At 63.2% G+C, this 18,784-nt stretch carries 16 protein-coding genes and 2 pseudogenes; 13 read left to right on the top strand and 5 right to left on the bottom strand.

Annotated elements, in window-relative coordinates:
• Positions 1–290 precede the first annotated feature (290 nt).
• The 11 genes from P0D80_RS36130 (at position 291) to mdcH (ending at position 11,853) form a co-directional block, all read left to right on the top strand.
• Positions 291–1,649 carry an Nramp family divalent metal transporter gene (locus tag P0D80_RS36130; protein ID WP_408290982.1) on the top strand — a complete coding sequence of 453 codons (1,359 nt, stop codon included), beginning with the start codon at positions 291–293 and terminating at the stop codon, positions 1,647–1,649.
• 185 nt (positions 1,650–1,834) lie between these two features.
• On the top strand, positions 1,835–3,649 hold the full coding sequence (locus tag P0D80_RS36125) for an L-lactate permease (protein WP_408290980.1): 1,815 nt from the start codon (positions 1,835–1,837) through the stop codon (positions 3,647–3,649).
• Between the two features lie 834 nt (positions 3,650–4,483).
• Positions 4,484–6,145: a malonate decarboxylase subunit alpha gene (mdcA, locus tag P0D80_RS36120; RefSeq protein WP_408290978.1), complete on the top strand. Its 1,662-nt coding sequence runs from the start codon at positions 4,484–4,486 to the stop codon at positions 6,143–6,145.
• Complete coding sequence (locus tag P0D80_RS36115; protein ID WP_408290976.1) at positions 6,145–7,035, top strand: triphosphoribosyl-dephospho-CoA synthase; 891 nt, start codon at positions 6,145–6,147, stop codon at positions 7,033–7,035. The genes mdcA and P0D80_RS36115 overlap by 1 nt, the downstream gene beginning before the upstream one ends.
• Before the next feature lie 8 nt (positions 7,036–7,043).
• Positions 7,044–7,352 carry a malonate decarboxylase subunit delta gene (locus P0D80_RS36110; protein WP_132380905.1) on the top strand — a complete coding sequence of 103 codons (309 nt, stop codon included), beginning with the start codon at positions 7,044–7,046 and terminating at the stop codon, positions 7,350–7,352.
• A 5-nt stretch (positions 7,353–7,357) separates the two neighbouring features.
• Positions 7,358–8,209: a biotin-independent malonate decarboxylase subunit beta gene (locus tag P0D80_RS36105; protein ID WP_408290974.1), complete on the top strand. Its 852-nt coding sequence runs from the start codon at positions 7,358–7,360 to the stop codon at positions 8,207–8,209.
• Positions 8,206–9,021: a biotin-independent malonate decarboxylase subunit gamma gene (gene mdcE / locus P0D80_RS36100; protein WP_408290972.1), complete on the top strand. Its 816-nt coding sequence runs from the start codon at positions 8,206–8,208 to the stop codon at positions 9,019–9,021. The genes P0D80_RS36105 and mdcE overlap by 4 nt, the downstream gene beginning before the upstream one ends.
• Before the next feature lie 59 nt (positions 9,022–9,080).
• Positions 9,081–9,476, top strand: coding sequence for a malonate transporter subunit MadL (gene madL, locus P0D80_RS36095; protein WP_132380911.1), 396 nt, complete (start codon positions 9,081–9,083; stop codon positions 9,474–9,476).
• A gap of 14 nt (positions 9,477–9,490) precedes the next feature.
• The gene (gene madM / locus P0D80_RS36090) at positions 9,491–10,258 is read left to right on the top strand and encodes a malonate transporter subunit MadM (RefSeq protein WP_132380913.1); all 768 of its coding nucleotides are present in this window, start codon (positions 9,491–9,493) and stop codon (positions 10,256–10,258) included.
• A gap of 18 nt (positions 10,259–10,276) precedes the next feature.
• Positions 10,277–10,924 carry a malonate decarboxylase holo-ACP synthase gene (locus P0D80_RS36085; protein WP_408290969.1) on the top strand — a complete coding sequence of 216 codons (648 nt, stop codon included), beginning with the start codon at positions 10,277–10,279 and terminating at the stop codon, positions 10,922–10,924.
• Positions 10,921–11,853, top strand: a complete 933-nt coding sequence (gene mdcH / locus P0D80_RS36080) for a malonate decarboxylase subunit epsilon (protein WP_408290967.1) — start codon at positions 10,921–10,923, stop codon at positions 11,851–11,853. Before P0D80_RS36085 ends, mdcH begins: the two co-directional genes overlap by 4 nt.
• Before the next feature lie 11 nt (positions 11,854–11,864).
• On the opposite strand, the gene P0D80_RS36075 is transcribed toward mdcH, so the two are convergent.
• On the bottom strand, positions 11,865–12,779 hold the full coding sequence (locus P0D80_RS36075) for a LysR family transcriptional regulator (protein WP_408181237.1): 915 nt from the start codon (positions 12,777–12,779) through the stop codon (positions 11,865–11,867).
• A gap of 396 nt (positions 12,780–13,175) precedes the next feature.
• Between P0D80_RS36075 and P0D80_RS36070 the strand changes: the two are divergent.
• Positions 13,176–13,332 (top strand): annotated as a pseudogene (locus tag P0D80_RS36070) (ISKra4-like element ISBusp5 family transposase); the annotation flags it as partial.
• 291 nt (positions 13,333–13,623) lie between these two features.
• The gene (locus tag P0D80_RS36065; RefSeq protein WP_408290965.1) at positions 13,624–15,024 is read left to right on the top strand and encodes an FAD-binding oxidoreductase; all 1,401 of its coding nucleotides are present in this window, start codon (positions 13,624–13,626) and stop codon (positions 15,022–15,024) included.
• A gap of 721 nt (positions 15,025–15,745) precedes the next feature.
• Here the strand turns inward: P0D80_RS36065 and P0D80_RS36060 are convergent.
• From P0D80_RS36060 to P0D80_RS36045, 4 genes and pseudogenes are all read right to left on the bottom strand, one after another.
• A pseudogene (locus P0D80_RS36060) lies at positions 15,746–15,853 on the bottom strand (IS5/IS1182 family transposase); the annotation flags it as partial.
• 33 nt (positions 15,854–15,886) lie between these two features.
• A complete protein-coding gene (gene clcA / locus P0D80_RS36055; RefSeq protein ID WP_408181235.1) occupies positions 15,887–17,209 on the bottom strand; it encodes a H(+)/Cl(-) exchange transporter ClcA in 1,323 nt (440 codons plus the stop codon).
• 180 nt (positions 17,210–17,389) lie between these two features.
• The gene (locus P0D80_RS36050) at positions 17,390–17,788 is read right to left on the bottom strand and encodes a hypothetical protein (protein ID WP_408290962.1); all 399 of its coding nucleotides are present in this window, start codon (positions 17,786–17,788) and stop codon (positions 17,390–17,392) included.
• 69 nt (positions 17,789–17,857) lie between these two features.
• Entirely contained in the window at positions 17,858–18,337 is a 480-nt protein-coding gene (locus P0D80_RS36045; RefSeq protein ID WP_408290960.1) for a glycine zipper family protein, read from the bottom strand.
• Positions 18,338–18,784 lie beyond the last annotated feature (447 nt).

Genomic DNA, 18,784 nt, shown 5'->3' with positions numbered 1-18,784 from the left:
AGGGTTCCAGACGGCCCGAACCCAAACAGAAATCGCATACTATTCAAATGATCACGCGCTGAGTGCTGCGCCACTGTCCGCTCTGCGCCGCTTCATTCATTTTGCTCCAATTCAACGGCTGGCCGGGTTCGACCCTTTGAGCCGTTCGGAATCGACTCGTGAGCGGCAGTTTCCGGCCCGACATGAGCCAGTTGCTTCACGTCCTGAAGGACGCGTGATTTTTCCGCGCGTTTGGCATAATTACTGTTGGGGAACTTCCTGACCCAACATCGCTCCAGCAGAGCAATCACATGTCCAACGATAAAGAACTGCCCGTGTCACGGTTCGCCTGGAGGTTCTCGAGGCCGGGCGACGAGTTCGATCGAAGCTTGCCGGAAGCGCATTCCTCCATCACCGTGCCGCAGGGTGGGCACTGGCTGCGCAGGCTTGCCGCATTCGCAGGTCCCGGTTACATGGTCTCCGTCGGCTATATGGATCCGGGCAACTGGGCAACCGACATTGCCGGCGGCTCGCGCTTCGGCTACACACTGCTCGCGGTGATCCTGCTGTCGAATCTCATGGCGATCCTGCTGCAGGCGCTATCGGTGCGCCTAGGGATCGCGACTGGGCGCGACCTAGCGCAGGCGTGCCGCGCGCATTATTCGAGGCCCGTTAATATCATGCTGTGGCTCGCCTGCGAAGCGGCGATCATCGCATGCGATCTCGCTGAGGTGATCGGTACGGCTATTGCGCTGCAATTGCTCTTCGGAATCCCGCTTATCGCCGGCGCGCTTATCACCGCGTTCGACGCCTTTCTGCTGCTGCTCCTGATGAACAAGGGCTTCCGCTTTCTCGAAGCCTTCGTGATCGCGCTGCTGCTCGTGATCGCGGTGTGCTTTGCGGTGCAGATCGTCGCAGCGGCACCGCCGGTCATGGCCGTGCTGCGGGGCTTCGTGCCCTCGCCGGAAATCGTGACCAACCGCGAGATGCTCTATGTCGCAATCGGCATCATCGGCGCGACGGTTATGCCGCACAACCTGTATCTGCACTCGTCGGTCGTGCAGACCCGGGCATACGCGCGCGACGATGAGGGACGGCGCGATGCGATCAGATGGGCCACGACGGACAGCACCATTGCGCTCATGCTCGCGCTCTTCATCAACGCGGCGATCCTGATCGTCGCAGCGAGCGTGTTTCACGGTACCGGCCACACGGACGTCGCCGAAATCGGTGAGGCCTACAGGCTTCTTTCGCCGTTGCTCGGGCTCGGCATTGCATCGACGTTGTTCGCGCTTGCGCTGCTCGCCTCGGGGCTTAATTCGACCGTGACGGCGACGCTCGCGGGGCAGATTGTCATGGAGGGCTTTCTCAGGCTTCGCATGCCCTACTGGGCGCGTCGGCTGGTCACACGCGGCATCGCAATCGTGCCGGTCGTGGTCGTCACCGCTCTCTACGGCGAGAAAGGCACGGCGCAGCTTCTGGTGCTAAGCCAGGTGATCCTCTCGATGCAGCTTCCGTTCGCCATTATCCCGCTCGTGCGCTTTACATCGGACAAACTCAAAATGGGCGCCTGCGTCACCCCACGATGGATGACGCTGCTCGCGTGGCTTGTAGCGGGCGTCATCGTGATACTCAACCTCAAGCTCCTGGTTGATACGGTCTCCGGATAGCGCGGGCGCTCGCCGTGGCAGCCGCAAAACTTGAAATCGATGATTTCGCCCGCTATACCTCAAAGCATCAGTCGTAATCTGTAAGGAAATAGCGTTGCCTTGGCGCTATCGAAGTTTCCCGGTGGTTGTGAGACCTCGAATGGACTACGAGCGGGGCGCGAATCCTAAGATCAAAAAGGAAAGCCATGTACCAGCAGACCTATGACCCGTTGGGCAATGCATTCCTTTCCACGATCGTTGCCGCGATCCCGATTCTGACACTACTCTATTTCATTGCCTTGCACCGGCGCCGTGATACGCAGGGCAACGTGCACTTCGGCATCTCGGCGCCCTACGCTGCTTTTTTCGGCGTCGTCGCCGCCTTTATCATCTCGTGTCTGGTTTTCCGGATGCCGGTGGTGACGGCCATCTCGGCCTTTGCGCTGGGCTCCCTTTCTGGACTTCTGGGAATTATCTGGATCGTCCTGGCCGCAATGTTCCTGTACACAATGAGCGTCGTTACCGGGAAGTTCGAGATCGTCAAGGAGTCTATCGTCCACATTTCGTTCGATCGCCGACTGCAGTGCGTATTGATCGCCTTCTCATTCGGCGCAATCATCGAAGGCACGTCGGGATTCGGGACACCCGTCGCGATCGCAGGGGCAGTGATGGTGGGCCTCGGCTTCAAGCCATTTCAGTCCGCCGTGCTGAATCTGCTCGCCAATACCGCGCCGGTCGCCTGGGGCGCGATCGGCACGCCGATCATCACACTCGCGGCCGTGAGCGAACTCGATCAGGTCACGCTTTCCACGATGGCGGGCCACCAGTTGCCGTTCGTGTCGGTTCTCGTGCCCTTCTGGCTGGTCGCGACGTTCGTGAAGATGGAAGGCGGGTCATGGAAGCAAGTCTTCGAAGTCTGGCCGGCAATGCTGTGCGCGGGTGGATCGTTTGCGCTCATGCAGTTCTATGCTTCCGGGAGCACCGCGCTCCATTTGATGACCGACGTGGTATCCGGCGTCTTTTCGGTGATCTGCACGGCGCTGTTCCTGCGCTTCGTCTGGCAACCAAAAACACGCTTCCTGCTCCGCTCCGAACGTGAGGCACTCGCGTTGGCAAACAAGAGCACGGCAACCACGACGACAGAAAGCACCGCGTGGAAGTACAGCTACTCAGCCGCCGAAACCGCCTATGCGTGGATGCCGTGGGTGATTCTGATCGCCTGTTGTGCACTGTGGGGCGTACCGGAATTCAAGAAGTTCCTCAACAACCTATTTGCCGGAGTCACATTTTCCACGACGCTGCTCGGCTCTCCGCTCAAGGGGTCGTTGTCGCTGCCTGTGTGGGACATGCCCGCGCTGCATAACCTCGTGCAACGGATGCCGCCTGTCGTACCCGTCAACGCGAAAGCGGAGGCGGCCCGATTCACGATCAACTGGTTGTCCGCCGCGGGCACAGGCGTTTTTGTCGCAGCGGTGCTTTCCGGTCTCGCACTCAGGTTGAGCGCAACGCAATGGAAGGACGCCTTCATGCAGACCATGCGCAGGATGAAGATCCCAGTGCTGGTCATTGCCCAGGTACTCGGCTTGGGGTTCCTGACGCGCTACTCAGGCACCGACGCAGTCCTCGGTCTTGCATTCACGGGTGCCGGGGTTCTCTATCCGTTCTTCGCGGCGTACCTGGGTTGGCTCGGTGTATTCCTGACGGGCTCCGACACGGCGTCAAACGCCCTCTTCGGCAGCTTGCAGCGCATCACCGCACAGCAACTCAACCTGAACCCCATCCTGATCGTGGCGACAAACTCGACGGGCGGTGTAATGGGCAAGATGATCGACGCTCAATCCATCATGGTCGCGTGCGCCGCCTGCTACGACGATCCGAAGGAGCGGTCGTTCGCGCTTGGACCGATTTTCCGGACTGTATTCTTTCATTCGATCGCTGGCGCGGCGGTGATCGGCGTGATTGCCATGCTGCAGGCGTATGTCTTCCCGGGGATGATTCCGGTACCACCCGCCGTCAAGTGAATGCACAAAGCCAGGTCAACGATTGTCTTGATTCTCGAACGATCGCAAGGAGTAGGATCACGATGCGACAGCAACGTATGTCGGACTGGTTGCCAGTCCCCGACGCGGCCGATACGCTCGTGGAGAAGCTACCGAGGTAGATGGTCTGTCGTAGCTGGTCAAGCACCGGGATTCGTGTGGCAGATCGCGACTTCAGGTCAGCGAGCGCATCGTTTTCGACCACGATAACGCGTGCACCTCTGCCAACCGAAACACTCAATGCGCCTTCGCAGGGCTGATATCAGTCGCCGTCACGATTGTGTGCGACCGAAGTAACCAAGGTCATCCATGACAACGGTCTCCCCGAGCGGACAAAGGACCGCAGGATAAGGTCCATCGCCGGGTTTGCGCCGTGCGTCTTGGCAATCTGCGGTGCCGCTGCCTCTATTTTGCACTCCGCGAGCTTCTGCCGGAAATACTGTCGCAACGGCATAAAGCCAAACCGGCGTCCGTACCGAAACAACGAACCGGCACCGGTTCGTATGACACGCTGTTGGTTTATCCGTATTTCACTCAACCATTCGACGGAGGAAGCCCTCGCCGAGGCTCGGGAACTCGGGCCTGCAATTCCTCGCACATCAACCGGACGATGTCCATCGCGCGGTCGAGCACATCCGTCAGCGAAACCGGGAAAACCCCTGGGCGATGCGGTTAAGCCCCCTGCCCCGTTCTGTCACGGTTTCAGCGTTCACGTCGAATGATCATTACCCTTGGGATAACAGACGCGTCCCGAGCGTCATTGAACCGGTGCACCTCGCTCCCTAGACTTGCCTCATGTCTTGAGCGAGAGTCCACATGTCCAGTCAAAGTCAGACCCAATCCCGCTGGGCCACGCGCCGTGCGGGAAAACATCGCCGCCTCGCGCAGGTTGCATCGATCGCGGATGGCATGGTGCTACCCACCGAACGCATCGTCGATGTCCTGCAGGCGCTCGTCGCCCCGGGCGACCGCGTGGTCGTCGAGGGCAACAACCAGAAACAGGCGGATTTCCTGTCGCGTTCCCTCGCGAAGGTCGATCCGGAAGTCGTCCACAACCTGCATCTCATCATTCCGAGCGTGAGCCGCGCCGAGCATCTCGATCTCTTCGAGCGCGGCATCGCCAGAAAGCTCGACTTCGCGTATGCCGGCGCGCAGAGCCTGCGCATCTCGCAGTTCCTGCAGGACGGCATCCTCGAAATCGGCGCGATCCATACCTACATCGAACTCTATGCGCGGCTCTACGTGGACCTCACGCCGAACGTCGTGCTGTGCGCCGGCTACAAGGCGGATCGCGAAGGCAATCTCTACACGGGTCCGAGCACCGAAGACACGCCGTCGCTCGTCGAAGCCGCCGCGTTTCGCGACGGCATCGTGATCGCACAGGTCAACGAGATCGTCGACAATCCGAAGGACCTGCCGCGCATCGATATCCCCGGCTCGTGGATCGATTTCGTGGTGCAGGCCGACAAGCCGTTCTTCATCGAGCCGCTCTTCACGCGCGATCCGCGCCTCATCACGCCGATCCAGGTGCTAATGGCGATGATGGCGATTCGCGGTATCTACGAGAAGCATCAGGTCCAGTCGCTCAATCACGGCATCGGCTTCAACACGGCCGCGATCGAACTGATTCTGCCAACCTACGGCGAGAAGCTCGGTCTCAAGGGCAAGATCTGCCGCCACTGGACACTCAACCCACATCCGACGCTGATCCCCGCGATCGAAACCGGCTGGGTCGACAGCGTGCACTGCTTCGGCGGCGAACTCGGCATGGAAGCCTACGTCGCGCAAAGGCCCGACATCTTCTTCACCGGCCACGACGGCTCGATGCGCTCCAATCGCACGATGTGCCAGCTCGCGGGGCAATACGCGGTGGACATGTTCATCGGCTCCACACTGCAGATGGATGGAGAAGGCAACTCGTCGACGGTGACGCACGGGCGGCTCACCGGCTTCGGCGGCGCGCCCAACATGGGCCACGATCCGCACGGCCGGCGCCACGCGACGCCCGCGTGGCTCGATCTGCTGCAGACGGACAGCCCGCTGGAGCGCGGCCGCAAGCTCGTGGTGCAGATGGTCGAGACGTTCCAGGCGGGCGGCCAGCCGACCATCGTCGAATCGATCGACGCCGTCGAGGTCGGCCGCGAATCCGGCATGCCGCTCGCGCCCGTGATGATCTACGGCGACGATGTCACGCACGTGCTGACCGAGGAAGGCATCGCGTATCTCTACAAGGCGCGCTCGCTCGACCATCGCAAGGAGATGATCGCGGCCGTCTCGGGCGTCACGCCGATCGGTCTCAAGAGCGACGCAGGCAAGCTCGCGGCGCTGCGCCGCGATGGCTTCGTCGCGCTGCCCGAGGACCTCGGCATCCACCGCAGCGAAGCGAGCCGGTCGCTGCTCGCCGCGAAGAGCATGGCCGATATCGTCGACTGGTCGGACGGGCTGTACGAGCCGCCCGCACGCTTTCGGAGCTGGTAATGCGCGAGAACCTCGCAATGAACGCGGCGCAGCCGCTGCGCCAGGCGCCGGACCTGGCCGACCATTTCGGCGCACATGTGGTGGAAGCGCTGATTGACGAAGTCACGCTCGCGCCGAAGCCCGGACTCGTCGATATCCACAGCCGCGGCGCGCATCTCGATCTCGACTGGAAACTGATGTGCGCATCGGCACTCGCATTGCAGCCGACGTTCGTCGAACTGGCGCGTGCAGGCATCGAAACGCAACCGCTGCTCGCGCTGCGTGAGCGCATCGGCGGAATCGGGCGCGTTGGCGAAGCGCGCATGCTCGATGCGACCGGCGGCGTGAATACGCATCGCGGCGCGATCTGGGCGCTCGGGCTGCTCGTGACCGGCGCAGCGCGTGAACCGGCGGACCTCGCGCCGGAGGCAGTCGCCGCACGCGCCGGATCGATTGCGCGTGTGCAGGATCGCCACGCGCCCGCGCTGACCGGCAACAAGGGCGAGCAGGCGTGCCTCGACTACAACGTCGGCGGCGCGCGCGGACAGGCGCAGGCCGGCTTTCCGCACGTCGTGGACGTCGCGCTGCCAGAACTCGTGCGTTCGCGCATGCGCGGCGACAGCGAAACGGCCGCGCGCCTGAACGCGCTGCTCGCCGTGATGGCGAGCCTCGACGACACCTGCGTGCTCGCGCGCGGCGGACCCGACGCGCTCGTCGAGATGCAGGACGGCGCGCGGAGCGTTCTGGAGCAAGGCGGCGCCGCGGCGCTCGCGGGGCGCCGCGAACTGAAGGTGCTCGACCGCCGTCTCGTCGAGCTGCACGTATCGCCCGGGGGAGCCGCCGACCTGCTCGCCGCCACGCTCTTTCTCGACCGGCTTCAACGCGAAGCCGCTCACACGTCGAACACATAGGAACACACATGGAAACCATCGTCCTTGAATTCCCGGCGGGGCAACCCGTACAAGGCCGCGCGCTCGCGGGCGTCGTCGCCTCGGGCGACCTCGAAGTGCTGCTCGAAGCGAACACGGCGCACCGCACCGTCGTGAGCGTCACGACTTCCGTCGACGGCAAGGGCCGCCTCTGGCAGGCCGTGCTCGAACGCATCTTCGGCGATGGGTCGCTCCCCGCCGCGAAGCTCGAAATCAACGATTCGGGCGCGACGCCGGGGGTCGTGCAGATGCGCATCGGGCAGGTCTTTGAACAACTGAAATCAACCGGCGGAGCGTGATGATCATGGATACACAGCAACTGCTCGAACGCCAGAGCTTCATTGAGCTCGACGCGCGCAGCCGCGCGAAGAAGCTGCTCGATGAAGGCACCTTCAGCGAACTGATCGATCCGTTCCAGCGCATCACGTCGCCGTGGCTCATGCGCCAAGGCATCGTGACGCAGGCCGACGACGGCATGGTAGTCGCGAAGGGAACCATCGACGGGCAGCCAGCCGTCGTGCTTGGCATCGATGGCGGATTCCAGGGCGGCAGCATGGGCGAGGTGTCGGCGGCGAAGATCGCGGGCAGCCTCGAACTCGCCGCCGAGGACAACCGCAAAGGCATCCCGACGCGCGCCGTCATCCTCTTCGAAACGGGCGGCGTGCGCTTGCAGGAAGCCAATCTCGGGCTCGCCGCGATCGCGGAAATTCACGCAGGCGTCGTCGACTTGCGGCGCTACCAGCCGGTGATCGGCATCACGGCCGGGCCGATCGGCTGCTATGGGGGCATGTCGATCGCGGCGGGACTGTGCAGCTATCTGATCGGCACCCGCGAAGCGCGCCTGGGCCTCAACGGCCCGGCGGTCATCGAACAGGAAGCGGGCATCGCCGAATTCGATTCGCGCGACCGTCCGATGATCTGGAGCTTCACCGGCTGCGAGCAGCGGCATCGCACGGGACTCGTCGACGACTACGTCGCCGACGACGCCGACGCGATCCGCGCGGCCGTCATCGAACGCTTTCGCGCGGGGCGGCCCGAGGCATGCCGCAGCGAGCGCGTCGCGGGTTTTCTGACGCGGCTTTCCGAGGTCGATCCGGGCGTGCAGGCCACGCCGGAACAGGCGGCCGCCATCTACGGCAAGGGGTTTCAGTTATGAGCACACAAGAGCTTTCGAAGCGCGGCGCAGTCTGGCTCGACGCGCTCACTTACAGCGCGCCGCTGCAGGCTGGTTATCCGCCTTCGGTGCGAGTCGCCGATGCGCGGTTGGGCGACCATCCCACGCGCTTCATCGCCGTGGTGCCCGATCCGGACAATCCGTTCCCGCGGGCGCGCGGCGGCGAGGTCGGTCTCGTCGAAGGATGGGAAGTGGCGCGCGCGGTGCGTGAGGTCGTCGATGCGGATTGCAAGCGTGAAGAGAAACGCGCGATCGTCGCGGTGATCGACGTGGCGAGCCAGGCGTACGGCCGGCGCGAGGAAGCGTACGGCATCCACCAGGCGCTCGCCGCCGCCGCCGATGCCTACGCCAGCGCGCGTCTCGCGGGCCATCCGGTGATCGGGCTGATCGTCGGGCGCGCGATGTCGGGGGCGTTTCTCGCGCACGGCTATCAGGCCAACCGCCTCATCGCACTCGCCGATCCGAAGGTCATGGTCCACGCGATGGGCAAGGAATCGGCGGCGCGGGTCACGCTCCGCTCGGTCGCCGATCTCGAAGCGTTCACGGCGCGCGTCCCGCCGATGGCCTACGACATCGACAACTACGCATCGCTCGGGCTGCTCTGGAAACTCCTGAGCGTAACCAACGCCGATGCGCCGACCAACGCCGATCAGACCACCGTCGAGAAGGCGCTGCAAGCCGCTTTCGACGACATCCGCAACGACCCGTCGCGCGGTCTGGAAAGTCGGCTCGGCAGCGAGCACCGCGCGGCCTCCGCGACGGTTCGCCGCAAGCTGCGGGAGCAATGGCGGTAGAGCGTCACTTCTCGCACCGGCTCGTCAGAAGCCAATAAAGGTATTACAGGAGACATGAAATGATCATCTATGGAACTGCACTTCTCGCGTTCTGCCATCTCGCGGGACTCTTTCTCGGCGACCTGCTCGGCGTCGCGATCGGCGTGAAGACGAACGTCGGCGGCGTCGGCATCGCGATGCTGCTGCTGATTTTCCTGAAGCTCTATCTGCAAAAGAAGGGACTGCTGCCGAAGGAAACCGAATTTGGGGTCGGCTTCTGGGGCGCCATGTACATCCCCGTCGTCGTCGCGATGGCGGCTAACCAGAACGTCGTCGCCGCGCTCAAAGGCGGCCCCGTCGCACTGCTTTCGGCATTGGGGGCTGCGGCCGTCTGCGCATGCTGCATTGCCGTTCTTTCCCGCACCGGTCGCGATAGCACATCGTTCGTGAACGCTCCGCATCTTGAAGAAATCTGAATCAGGAGTCAGTCATGTTGCAAATTCTCGATAAAAATCTGATTCAGAACGGCCTCGTCACTGCGTTCGCGCTGGTGGGCCTCATCATGTGGGTGTCGTCGCTGATTTCGCGCAAGCTGACCTTCGGCCGCGTGCACGGCTCGGCAATCGCCATCGTAATCGGCCTCGCGCTCGCCTATGTCGGCGGCGCCTTCACCGGCGGGCAAAAGGGTATCGCCGACCTGCCGCTCTTTACCGGCATCGGTCTGATGGGCGGCGCGATGCTGCGCGACTTCGCGATCGTCGCGACCGCGTTCGAGGTGCAGGCCACCGAGGCGCGTAAGGCGGGACTCATTGGCGTGGTGTCGCTGCTGCTCGGGACCGTGCTGCCGTTCATCGTCGGCGCAAGTATCGCGCATGCGTTCGGCTACACCGATGCTGTCAGCATGACGACCATTGGCGCGGGCGCCGTCACGTATATCGTGGGACCGGTGACGGGCGCGGCGATCGGCGCGAGCTCGGATGTGATCGCGCTCAGCATCGCGACGGGCCTTATCAAGGCGATCATCGTGATGATCGGCACGCCGCTCGCGGCCGGTTTCATGGGACTGAAGACGCCGCGCTCCGCGATGATCTTCGGCGGCCTGGCGGGCACGGTGAGCGGTGTGAGCGCGGGTCTCGCCGCGACCGATCGTCGGCTCGTGCCTTACGGGGCGCTGATCGCGACGTTCCATACGGGCGTCGGCTGCCTGCTCGGACCTTCGCTGTTGTTCTTTGCGACTAAGGCTTTGATGGACGCTTGATGGCCTGGGAGAATCCTCATGTCTACCGCTCACGAACCGCTTCGCCCGCACGACCTCCTGTGGATCAGTGAGCGGGAGGACCTTCGTTCGACATCGGAAGTACCTGGATGGGCTTCGCGCGAGTGGCTTTCGCACGCGCCGGTGGTCATGCGGCGCGAAGCGGTCGGCGAGCAGGGCGTGGTGCCGGTCGGGCTTCGCGGTCGTGCACGCAGTGAGCGGTTCGCCGCTCACGTGGCGCGCGAGCGCATTCGTCTCAGCGTCACGCCCGAGGCGCTCGCCAAAGGCGGCGCCTGGCGGACCAACGCCGCACTCGCGGCCCTGCCCTGCGTGCGCGCACTGAGTCGCCTGGCGCCAGAACTCGACCGGCTTCGGTTGACGTGGGGCATCACCGGCAGCGTCGGCTTTGCGCTTGCGAGCGGCGTGAGCACGCTGCGGCAGGACAGCGACCTCGATCTGCTGCTGCGCGCATCGAAGCCTCTACCGCGCGACGAAGCCCGCTCGCTTCTCGCGTTGCTGCAAGCGTCGCCCGCGCGCATCGACATGCAGGTCGACACAGGCCACGGCGGGTTCGCGCTCGCGGAATGGGCCGGCAACGCGGATCGCGTTCTGCTGAAGACGGGGCATGGACCCTTGCTCGTATCGGATCCCTGGGTTGGCGCATCATGAGCGTACTGTTCACATTCCCCGGTCAGGGCTCGCAGCGCCCGGGCATGTTGCATGCGCTCCCGTCTCACGCCGAAGCCGCTCGAACACTGCAGGAAGCGAGCGACACGTTGGGCTACGACGTCACATCGCTCGACGATACCGATTCGCTGCGCTCTACCGTCGCGGTGCAACTTTGCATCTTGATCGCGGGCGTCGCTCAGGCACGCGTGATGAGCGCCCGCGGCTACGAACCCGACATGGTGGCGGGGCTTTCGATCGGCGCCTATCCGGCCGCCGTGATCGCGGGCGCGCTTCAATACGCCGACGCCGTGAAGCTCGTCGAGTTGCGCGGCCACTTGATGGAACGCGCCTACCCGAGCGGCTACGGCCTGACTGCGATCATCGGCATGACGCAGCGGGCGCTCGAAAGACTGATCGCGCAAGTGAACAGCGAGGCCACGCCCGTGTTCCTTGCGAACATTAACGCAGAAACGCAGATGGTCGTTGCAGGAAGCGATGCTGCCATGCACCGCCTTACGACGCTTGCGATCGAATACGGGGCGCAACGCTGCGAGCGTCTCGACGTGGCGACTCCGTCGCATTGCGCTTTGCTCGACGCACCCGCGGTGGCGCTCGCCGATGCCTTTGGCCAGATCACCGTGCGCGCGCCTCGTATCGTGTATCTGAGCAGCAACATTGCACGCCCGCTTTTTGACGGCCCACGCATCGCGGCCGATCTTGCAGGCAACATGGCGCAGCAGGTGCGCTGGCATGACACCGTGAGGCTTGCGTGGGAACGAGGCGCACGCCTCGCCGTCGAGATGCCGCCGGCCAACGTGCTGACCCGGTTGAGCAGCGCGATTCTCACAGAGGGGATCGCGGTGAGTTGCAGCGAGACGGCGCTGCCGGACCTTGGCGCGCTGATCGAGCGGGAACGGGTGCGCGAGTGAGGGCTGAAACCTCAGCCAGCCCTTCTCGTGCAAAGACGGCAGACGGCCATCAGCGCCAACAGGTTCGGGTCGCGCTCGCGTGCGTGGAGAAAGCTGACACCGATTGACTGGCGCATCAGGTATTGCGGCTTGAGAGGAATGAATTGCACCTTGTCGCCGAACACGCCACGCACGCGGCCTGGTAATAGCGTATACCCGACCCCGCCGCTCACAAGGTTCATCAGCGAAAAAATATCGCCGACTTTCATGGTCACCTTCGGCGTGAAGTCCGCGACGCGAAATGCCTCCATAAAGCCTCGATATGTCACGAAGCCCTCGCCGAGGGAAACGAAGGTCTCGTCGCGGCAGTCCCGCAAATCGACCGCCTCCTGGTTCGCGTATGGTGAACCGGCAGGCGCCGCGAAAAAGATGTCGTCTTCGAAAAGTGGGATGGAATCGACTTCGGGCTCGCCGTCCGGCAAGGCCATCAGGGCCGCATCGATGGTGCCCTGCTTCAGCTTGTCGAGCAGTTCGGCATTCGAACCGAGCACGAGTTCGACCTGGAGCGTCGGCCGCCGCACCTTGATGTCGACGACGATGTCAGGCACGGTCCTGATGGTCAGCGAGTACAGCGAGCCGATCTTCAGCCGGTCCGACGAATACCCCGCCGCCTCACGGGTCGCGTGAATGCCGGCGGACATCAGAGTGAGCACCTCTTGTGCCACATCGGCGAGCATTTGCGCAGCTTCCGTCGACTTGAGGTTGCGGCCTTCATGCCGGAAGAGCGCACATCGTACGCCCTGTTCGAGCGAGTGCAGCGCTCGATGCACGCTGACCGTGCTCACGTTCAGCGCCTCGGCTGCCTTCGACAGGTTTCCGGTCTCCATGAATGCGAGCAGGACTTCCAGCTTGCGAAAGGTGATCTCATCGTCGATTCGGTCGCGCATTTCGATCCGGGGGAAGGTCAAAATTGACAATTATCGGCGCATGAGACCGCTGGACAAGTAGCGATAACCCCGCATTCTTCGCGACAAGTGGGCGGGCATTGCTGTCGTCAAGAACCTCGGAAAATGGCTTAGACCAAAAAAGTTTGCTCCGGCTTCGAAAACGCGACTTTCTCGCTTCATTAAGTCGATGTCGGGCATTGCGTCTCCTCCGAATGGCTTCATAACTAATGCCCCGGACGGCTTTGTCGCATGTCAAGCCACGCGCTTCGATTCGGCTCGCGCGGTTGGTCTTCGTTTTCGTAACGTAACCCGCGCGCCATCAACAGATCAAATAACCTGGATAGCGGATAGTTAGCCTCGGTGAAAATTCAAGTCTCGCGCTTCACCCAGCGTATTCAGAAGCGGCGCTGGAGTCGAGTGGGAGCACACAGCGTCGTGCAAGCGCGCGTCGCTGTTGAACCAAGAATTTGACGAACTCGCTCGGCGACAGTTTCCGTGGACTGGACAACGACGTGTTACGTGGACCTGGCAGAGAACATCCCGGGGTTTTTAATGGCTTCCATCAACACTTGGGGTCCCGGATGTTGTACGTCTTAAGTGCTGATTGAACGACTATGGGTTCAGCCGCCCTAATCCTGTCGCGAACCTTGATATGCGGCTTACATTTTCCTAGAGTGAAGCTGGGCCGCATTGGGCCAGAGTTACGACTAGAAATCGTCAGTTGTCCATTTTTTCTAATGCACTCTGTATGCGTCATCGGCGCGGGACTTCGCGATATTTTATGTAGCGCTTGACGCCCACATAGGCGTACTGATTGATTAGCAAGTCGCCGAAGGAGGATGCGATGATCAATTCTTCTGAAATTCGGCAATCCGGCTTTCGGGGTGAGCTCATTCAGTCTGAGGATCCGGATTACGATGAGGCGCGTGCCGTCTTCAATGTCTCGATTGACAAGCGTCCTGTGCTGATCGCGCGCTGCGTCGACGCCGACGACGTGGCAAGGGTTGTGGTGCTCGCGCGCAAGCACAACCTGTCGCTTGCCGTACGCAGCACCGGTCACAACGTCGCCGGATATGCCGTATGCAACGACGGCGTCGTGGTCGATCTGTCGCGCATGAAAGCGATGACGGTAGATCCGTCGGTGCGCACCGTGCGTGCGGAAAGCGGTTGCAATTGGGGCGAAGTCAATGACGCGCTCCAGCCGTATGGCCTTGCCGCCACGGGCGGCTTCGTGTCAATCACCGGCGTGGCTGGACTGACGCTGGGCGGTGGCCTCGGCTGGCTCGTTCGCAAGCATGGACTTGCGCTTGACAATCTGCTGGGCGCCGAGGTCGTGCTCGCCGACGGTCGCAGGGTGAAGGCCAGCAGCCACGAGAATGAGGATCTGTTCTGGGCGATACGCGGCGGCGGAGGCAACTTTGGTGTGGTGACTTCGTTCGAATTCAAGGTGCACCCGGCCGGAACGGTGCTCGCTGGCATTGTGCTCCATCCCGCCGGAGCAGCGGCGGGTGCAATCCGCAGATGGCGCGATCTCGAAGCGGAAGCACCGGACGAATCGACGCTAGGCGCGCTTCTGTTCCACATGCCGGACGATCCTTCACTGCCTCCACCGATGCGCGGCGCCCCGGTCGCTGGTCTGGGTGGCGTCTACGCCGGGCCGGTGGAAGAAGGCGAGAAAATCCTACGGCGATTGCGCGAATACGGGCCGCCCCTTGTCGACAAGTTCGCACCCACGCCATACAACGATGCGCAGCGCATGGCGGACTTCCTGTGGCCGCCGGGCCTGCACAGTTACTGGAAATCGAGCTACTTCAAGGCGCTCGACGACGCGGCCATCGACATCGTGGTCGATCGTTTCGCGCATGTCCCGTCACGGCATACCGTGGTCGTCCTGGAGAATTATGGCAACAGCGCATGGAGTCGCGTTCCCGAATCGGCGACCGCGTTCGGGCATCGCAACTGGCCGTGGAATATCGTGGTAACGTCTGCATGGTCCGATGCAAAGGATAGCGAACGGAACATTGCGTGGACGCGTGAGCTGCTTGACGCACTGGGGCCGTACAGGGCGCCGGGTGCGTACGTAAACTATCTCGGCGGCGACGAGGGCTTCGCAGGATTGCAGGCGGCGTATGGAACCAAGCTCGGGCGGCTCGGCGCGATCAAAGCGCAGTACGACCCGACGAACCTGTTCCGCCTGAACCAGAACATCGCGCCTGCTCCGCTCGCGGACGCGCCGGGGGGATGAGTCGGTCTACCGGTCGTGCAGGCCGCCCGTTGCGAAGCACCGCGCAGGCGTGGCGGCATCGCTCCTTCGCCGTGCGAGAAAACAGTCCGCACCTATTACGACACGATCCAGCGAAGCTCGGCGTAACGCAGGCAAGCCGGGCGGTCGCTGACCGGCCTAGATGGAATGGACACCGCCCTCCCTGCGGGGAATCGGCCATATCCGACCCGCACGCACTGTTAATGTGTGAAACGAAGGTTTGACTGTGAGATGGGCCGCGATGCAGGCCAAGTTCAGAATAGCTGGGCGCCTAATTCGCGCGGGCTGCCCGCTTTGACCGTGCTGATGAATGTCCTGCATTCGTTGCGTCGAGCGATTCGATCATCGCGCGCTGCCCACGTGCTTCCGCGATGACGCGCACGATTCGCGTCCGGTAGCACCGCAACGCACCGTTGATCGGGCACGAGGCCTGCTGCCCGTGTCCGGAATCGTTTCTTTCCCATGCGGGTATTGGTGTAGACAAACTTGGGCCATATACGACACGGCGACGGACACGTCATCTGTCAGCAAACGCTATCAGGCCAGCCGACCCGAGTCCAGGCCGACAGCCGGAGCACTGCTTTCCGACGCAACCGACGCCCCGCTGGTAGCGGCGATTCAACGAGGAGACCGTTGGACGAGGTCTGACGGCTCGCCCTCGGTTTCAGGTCCCGTTCACTGCATCGCTGGCTTGCAGGACCCGGCCCACTTCGGCGAAGAGCTGCTCCCCCAGTTTGTTCGCCTCAAGCATCCGACGGAAATTGAGCAGCGTCGTCGCGTCCGGTACGGACTCGCAACCCAGGTCAATACCCACAGTGAGAGCGCCAACTCACCGACGGGTCCATCATTGCGCAGGTTTCCCTGCGTGCCCGCTTTTATGCGGAAGGCGCTCGCCCAGCGAATCGTAGATCGGCGGACAGCGCAGCAAGATGGGAACGATCATCGCGCTGAAACATGCGGTGAGCATCGGTAAAAGTAGGGTGAAACTCCCCGTCATTTCAGTGGCGAGGACGATGCCGGTAATCGGCGCGCGCACGACGGCCGCGAAAATGGCCGCCATCGCTACCACGGTGAACGCGGTCGGATCAGCGGCCACCCCGGGGAACCAGTGCGTGCAGATCCGGCCGAACGCGAGGCCCGTTTGTGCGCCGAGCACGAGCATCGGCGCAAACAGTCCGCCCGGGGTATTCGCTGCATATGACACGGCACCCAGCCCGAAGCGGATCAGGAGCGTGAGCGCGATGCCGGAAAGCGCGCCTGTGCCCGCGAGGGCGCGCTGTGTGACCGCGTCGCCGCCGCCCACCAGGTCCGGTGCAAGCCACGCGAGCAGTCCTACCGCTGCACCGACAAGCGCCGCGCGCGTTTCGACCGGCCAGCGTGCAAGCCGGTCGGAGGCGGCGAGCGCCAGGAGTATTGCGCGGCAATAGGCGGCGCCCAGCAGCCCGACGACGACGCCGAGGGCGAGGTGCGCCGGCACCGTGCCGAAGCCCGGGAAGGGCTGCGCCGCGAACTGAAAGTCCGGCGAGTCGCCGTGCATCAAGCGCGCCACCGCGATTGCGCCGGCCGATGCGCCGAGTGCCGCGATGGTCGTACGCGTCTCGAAGCGGCGCACCAGTTCCTCGAGTACGAATACCGCGCCGGCGATCGGTGCATTGAATGCCGTCGCAAGTCCGGCACCGGCGCCCGCCGCGAGCAGGACCCGGCAGTCGTCCGCATTGCGGCGAAAGAGTGTACCGAGCAAATGAGCGATCGAGGCGCCCATTTGAACCGTGGGACCTTCGCGGCCCAGCGCGAGCCCGGCGCCGATGGCGAGCACGCCGCCCACGAACTTCACCGGGATGAGCGCCAGGGGCGCGGTGGGTTGGTCGCCGTTCAGCACGGACTCGACGTGAGGGATGCCGCTGCCGCTCGCCTCCGGCGCGAAACGCCTGACGAGCCACGCGGCAAGTGCGGTCGATGCCGACGCGGCGAGCAGCACGAGGACGAAGCCGACGACGGCATGCTCGGAGCGCGCCCACGCGATGAACACGTCGCGCGCCTGGTCCGCTCGTGCGAGCGAGAGCCGGAAAAGCGTTCCCAGCGCTCCGCAGGCCGCGCCCGCGATGAGCGAAACGATGGCGAGCGCGACGAGCTCTGCGTGCTGCTTCTCGACATCCTCGCTGTTCATGATCTACGCATGTCCGATTAGGAGCACGTGCAACGGAGAATCTCCGATGACGCTGGCATGTGGCCGTTTCCATGACAACAGCGGAACCCGGTGCTCGAAGTGCGACATCGGCGCCGGGGCGATCCGGGTCCGTGCCTCCCGCGCGACGCGATTGGCGCGGCATCCGGAGCCGCGAGCGAGCTACGACGGCGTACAGGCGCCGAAGAGCACGAACACGTCTTCACGGTTGACGAGGGTCGTGGACATGCTGCCCGTCCTGGTATCGAGTGCAATGCTCCAGCCGTAGCCCAGCTCGGTGCCTTGAAGGAGCAACTGGCCCTCGCTCGGCTCCATGTGCCGGATCTCGGTGGTGCGCTGCGACCCGATCACGGCTTTTTTGGCGAAGTTGATGCGGATGAATTGCGGCGCGCCAAGGACCGCCGGCACCGTTCGATAGCAAACCTCCCCGACGCCGCAGAAATGCGCATCGATAGTGGCGCACAACAGCGGCTTGCTACCGTCGAAGTCTGCGCCGAGCACCCATGACGGCGCCGAGCAAACGAGGATCGCGAGGGTGCTTGTCCGCAGTGTCTTCAACATAGCTGCTACTCCTGACTGTCGTGAATCAGCGAGCAAGCGCTCGATGGACTGGATCACCAGCGCCAGTGACTACTCGACTGTGTAGCCACGGCCGGTCATGCACGCTCCCACCGCACGGTTGTATGTCGAAAGCTGACTCGACGCCTGTTGCTGCATGCTTCCCTGCTCCATGGCCGCTTGCTGTTGCTCGCGCCGCATCCGCATGCCGCTCCCCATCGTTCCGACGAGTGCGCCGATTCCCGCTCCCTCGCCCCAATGGCCGCCAGCGGCGCCGCCTATCAGCGTTCCGAACAACGCACCGCCCGCGGCGCCGCGGAACAAGTGGCCTTGCTGCGAGGGTGGTGGTGGGCTGCTCGCCATCTGCTGCGCGAGCGCGACAGGATTGACGCCGGTGGTTTGCTGAGCCCACGCCTGGCATTCTGCGGTGTCCGTTCGCTGGCGTTCCGGGCTCTGCCCCCGGGCGGGATAAATGATGGGCTGCTGCGCCGCTGCCGCAATTGCCAGCGACGAGATCGCCAGGCCGATCGAAAATCGAACAATTCGTTGCATTGCGAAAAGCCCCAAAAAATGCTTTCGAATATTCGCCGACCCGCCTATCGACGGCGGTGAACACGCCGTCAAGGCGCAAAGCCGAAACCGGAACCGTGCACGTCACCACCGTCCCGATCAGGCCCGCCACTTCCTTGCCGTGACGTATCTCTTGCGGCCCGAGGTTGCTCAAAATCGTTGACGTCGTCTTCGAGATCCGCCTGGCGCGCACGACGCTGGGCCATTGCGAATATGAGACAAGCATTCGTCGATGAGCAGACGACGGTTCGCAACTCATAATGGCTGAAAGGAGTATTGATCTCGTTTGCGTTAAAAGGCAATTGAACTTTGGTCCAATATCGCTTCAACCGCATCAAACATTTTCGCCGCGTCTCCACTCGATATGACAAGCTCGCCGACAGCTATCTCGTGTTGCATCGCTTGCCCGCGCATTTGGCACCGTCGCAA

The organism is Paraburkholderia sp. RL17-373-BIF-A, from assembly GCF_046030175.1.
GTDB lineage: Bacteria > Pseudomonadota > Gammaproteobacteria > Burkholderiales > Burkholderiaceae > Paraburkholderia.
This window is presented reverse-complemented; position numbering and strand designations above follow the sequence as displayed.

Bases quoted from the DNA above. Each gene is read 5' to 3' on its own strand.
- P0D80_RS36075 (WP_408181237.1), bottom strand. From the start codon at position 12,779: ATGCGCGACCGAATCGACGATGAGATCACCTTTCGCAAGCTGGAAGTC.
- P0D80_RS36125 (WP_408290980.1), top strand. From the start codon at position 1,835: ATGTACCAGCAGACCTATGACCCGTTGGGCAATGCATTCCTTTCCACG.
- clcA (WP_408181235.1), bottom strand. From the start codon at position 17,209: ATGAACAGCGAGGATGTCGAGAAGCAGCACGCAGAGCTCGTCGCGCTC.
- P0D80_RS36085 (WP_408290969.1), top strand. From the start codon at position 10,277: ATGTCTACCGCTCACGAACCGCTTCGCCCGCACGACCTCCTGTGGATC.
- mdcE (WP_408290972.1), top strand. From the start codon at position 8,206: ATGAGCACACAAGAGCTTTCGAAGCGCGGCGCAGTCTGGCTCGACGCG.
- P0D80_RS36045 (WP_408290960.1), bottom strand. From the start codon at position 18,337: ATGCAACGAATTGTTCGATTTTCGATCGGCCTGGCGATCTCGTCGCTG.
- P0D80_RS36115 (WP_408290976.1), top strand. From the start codon at position 6,145: ATGCGCGAGAACCTCGCAATGAACGCGGCGCAGCCGCTGCGCCAGGCG.
- mdcA (WP_408290978.1), top strand. From the start codon at position 4,484: ATGTCCAGTCAAAGTCAGACCCAATCCCGCTGGGCCACGCGCCGTGCG.
- P0D80_RS36110 (WP_132380905.1), top strand. From the start codon at position 7,044: ATGGAAACCATCGTCCTTGAATTCCCGGCGGGGCAACCCGTACAAGGC.
- P0D80_RS36050 (WP_408290962.1), bottom strand. From the start codon at position 17,788: ATGTTGAAGACACTGCGGACAAGCACCCTCGCGATCCTCGTTTGCTCG.
- P0D80_RS36130 (WP_408290982.1), top strand. From the start codon at position 291: ATGTCCAACGATAAAGAACTGCCCGTGTCACGGTTCGCCTGGAGGTTC.
- P0D80_RS36065 (WP_408290965.1), top strand. From the start codon at position 13,624: ATGATCAATTCTTCTGAAATTCGGCAATCCGGCTTTCGGGGTGAGCTC.
- madM (WP_132380913.1), top strand. From the start codon at position 9,491: ATGTTGCAAATTCTCGATAAAAATCTGATTCAGAACGGCCTCGTCACT.
- P0D80_RS36105 (WP_408290974.1), top strand. From the start codon at position 7,358: ATGGATACACAGCAACTGCTCGAACGCCAGAGCTTCATTGAGCTCGAC.
- mdcH (WP_408290967.1), top strand. From the start codon at position 10,921: ATGAGCGTACTGTTCACATTCCCCGGTCAGGGCTCGCAGCGCCCGGGC.
- madL (WP_132380911.1), top strand. From the start codon at position 9,081: ATGATCATCTATGGAACTGCACTTCTCGCGTTCTGCCATCTCGCGGGA.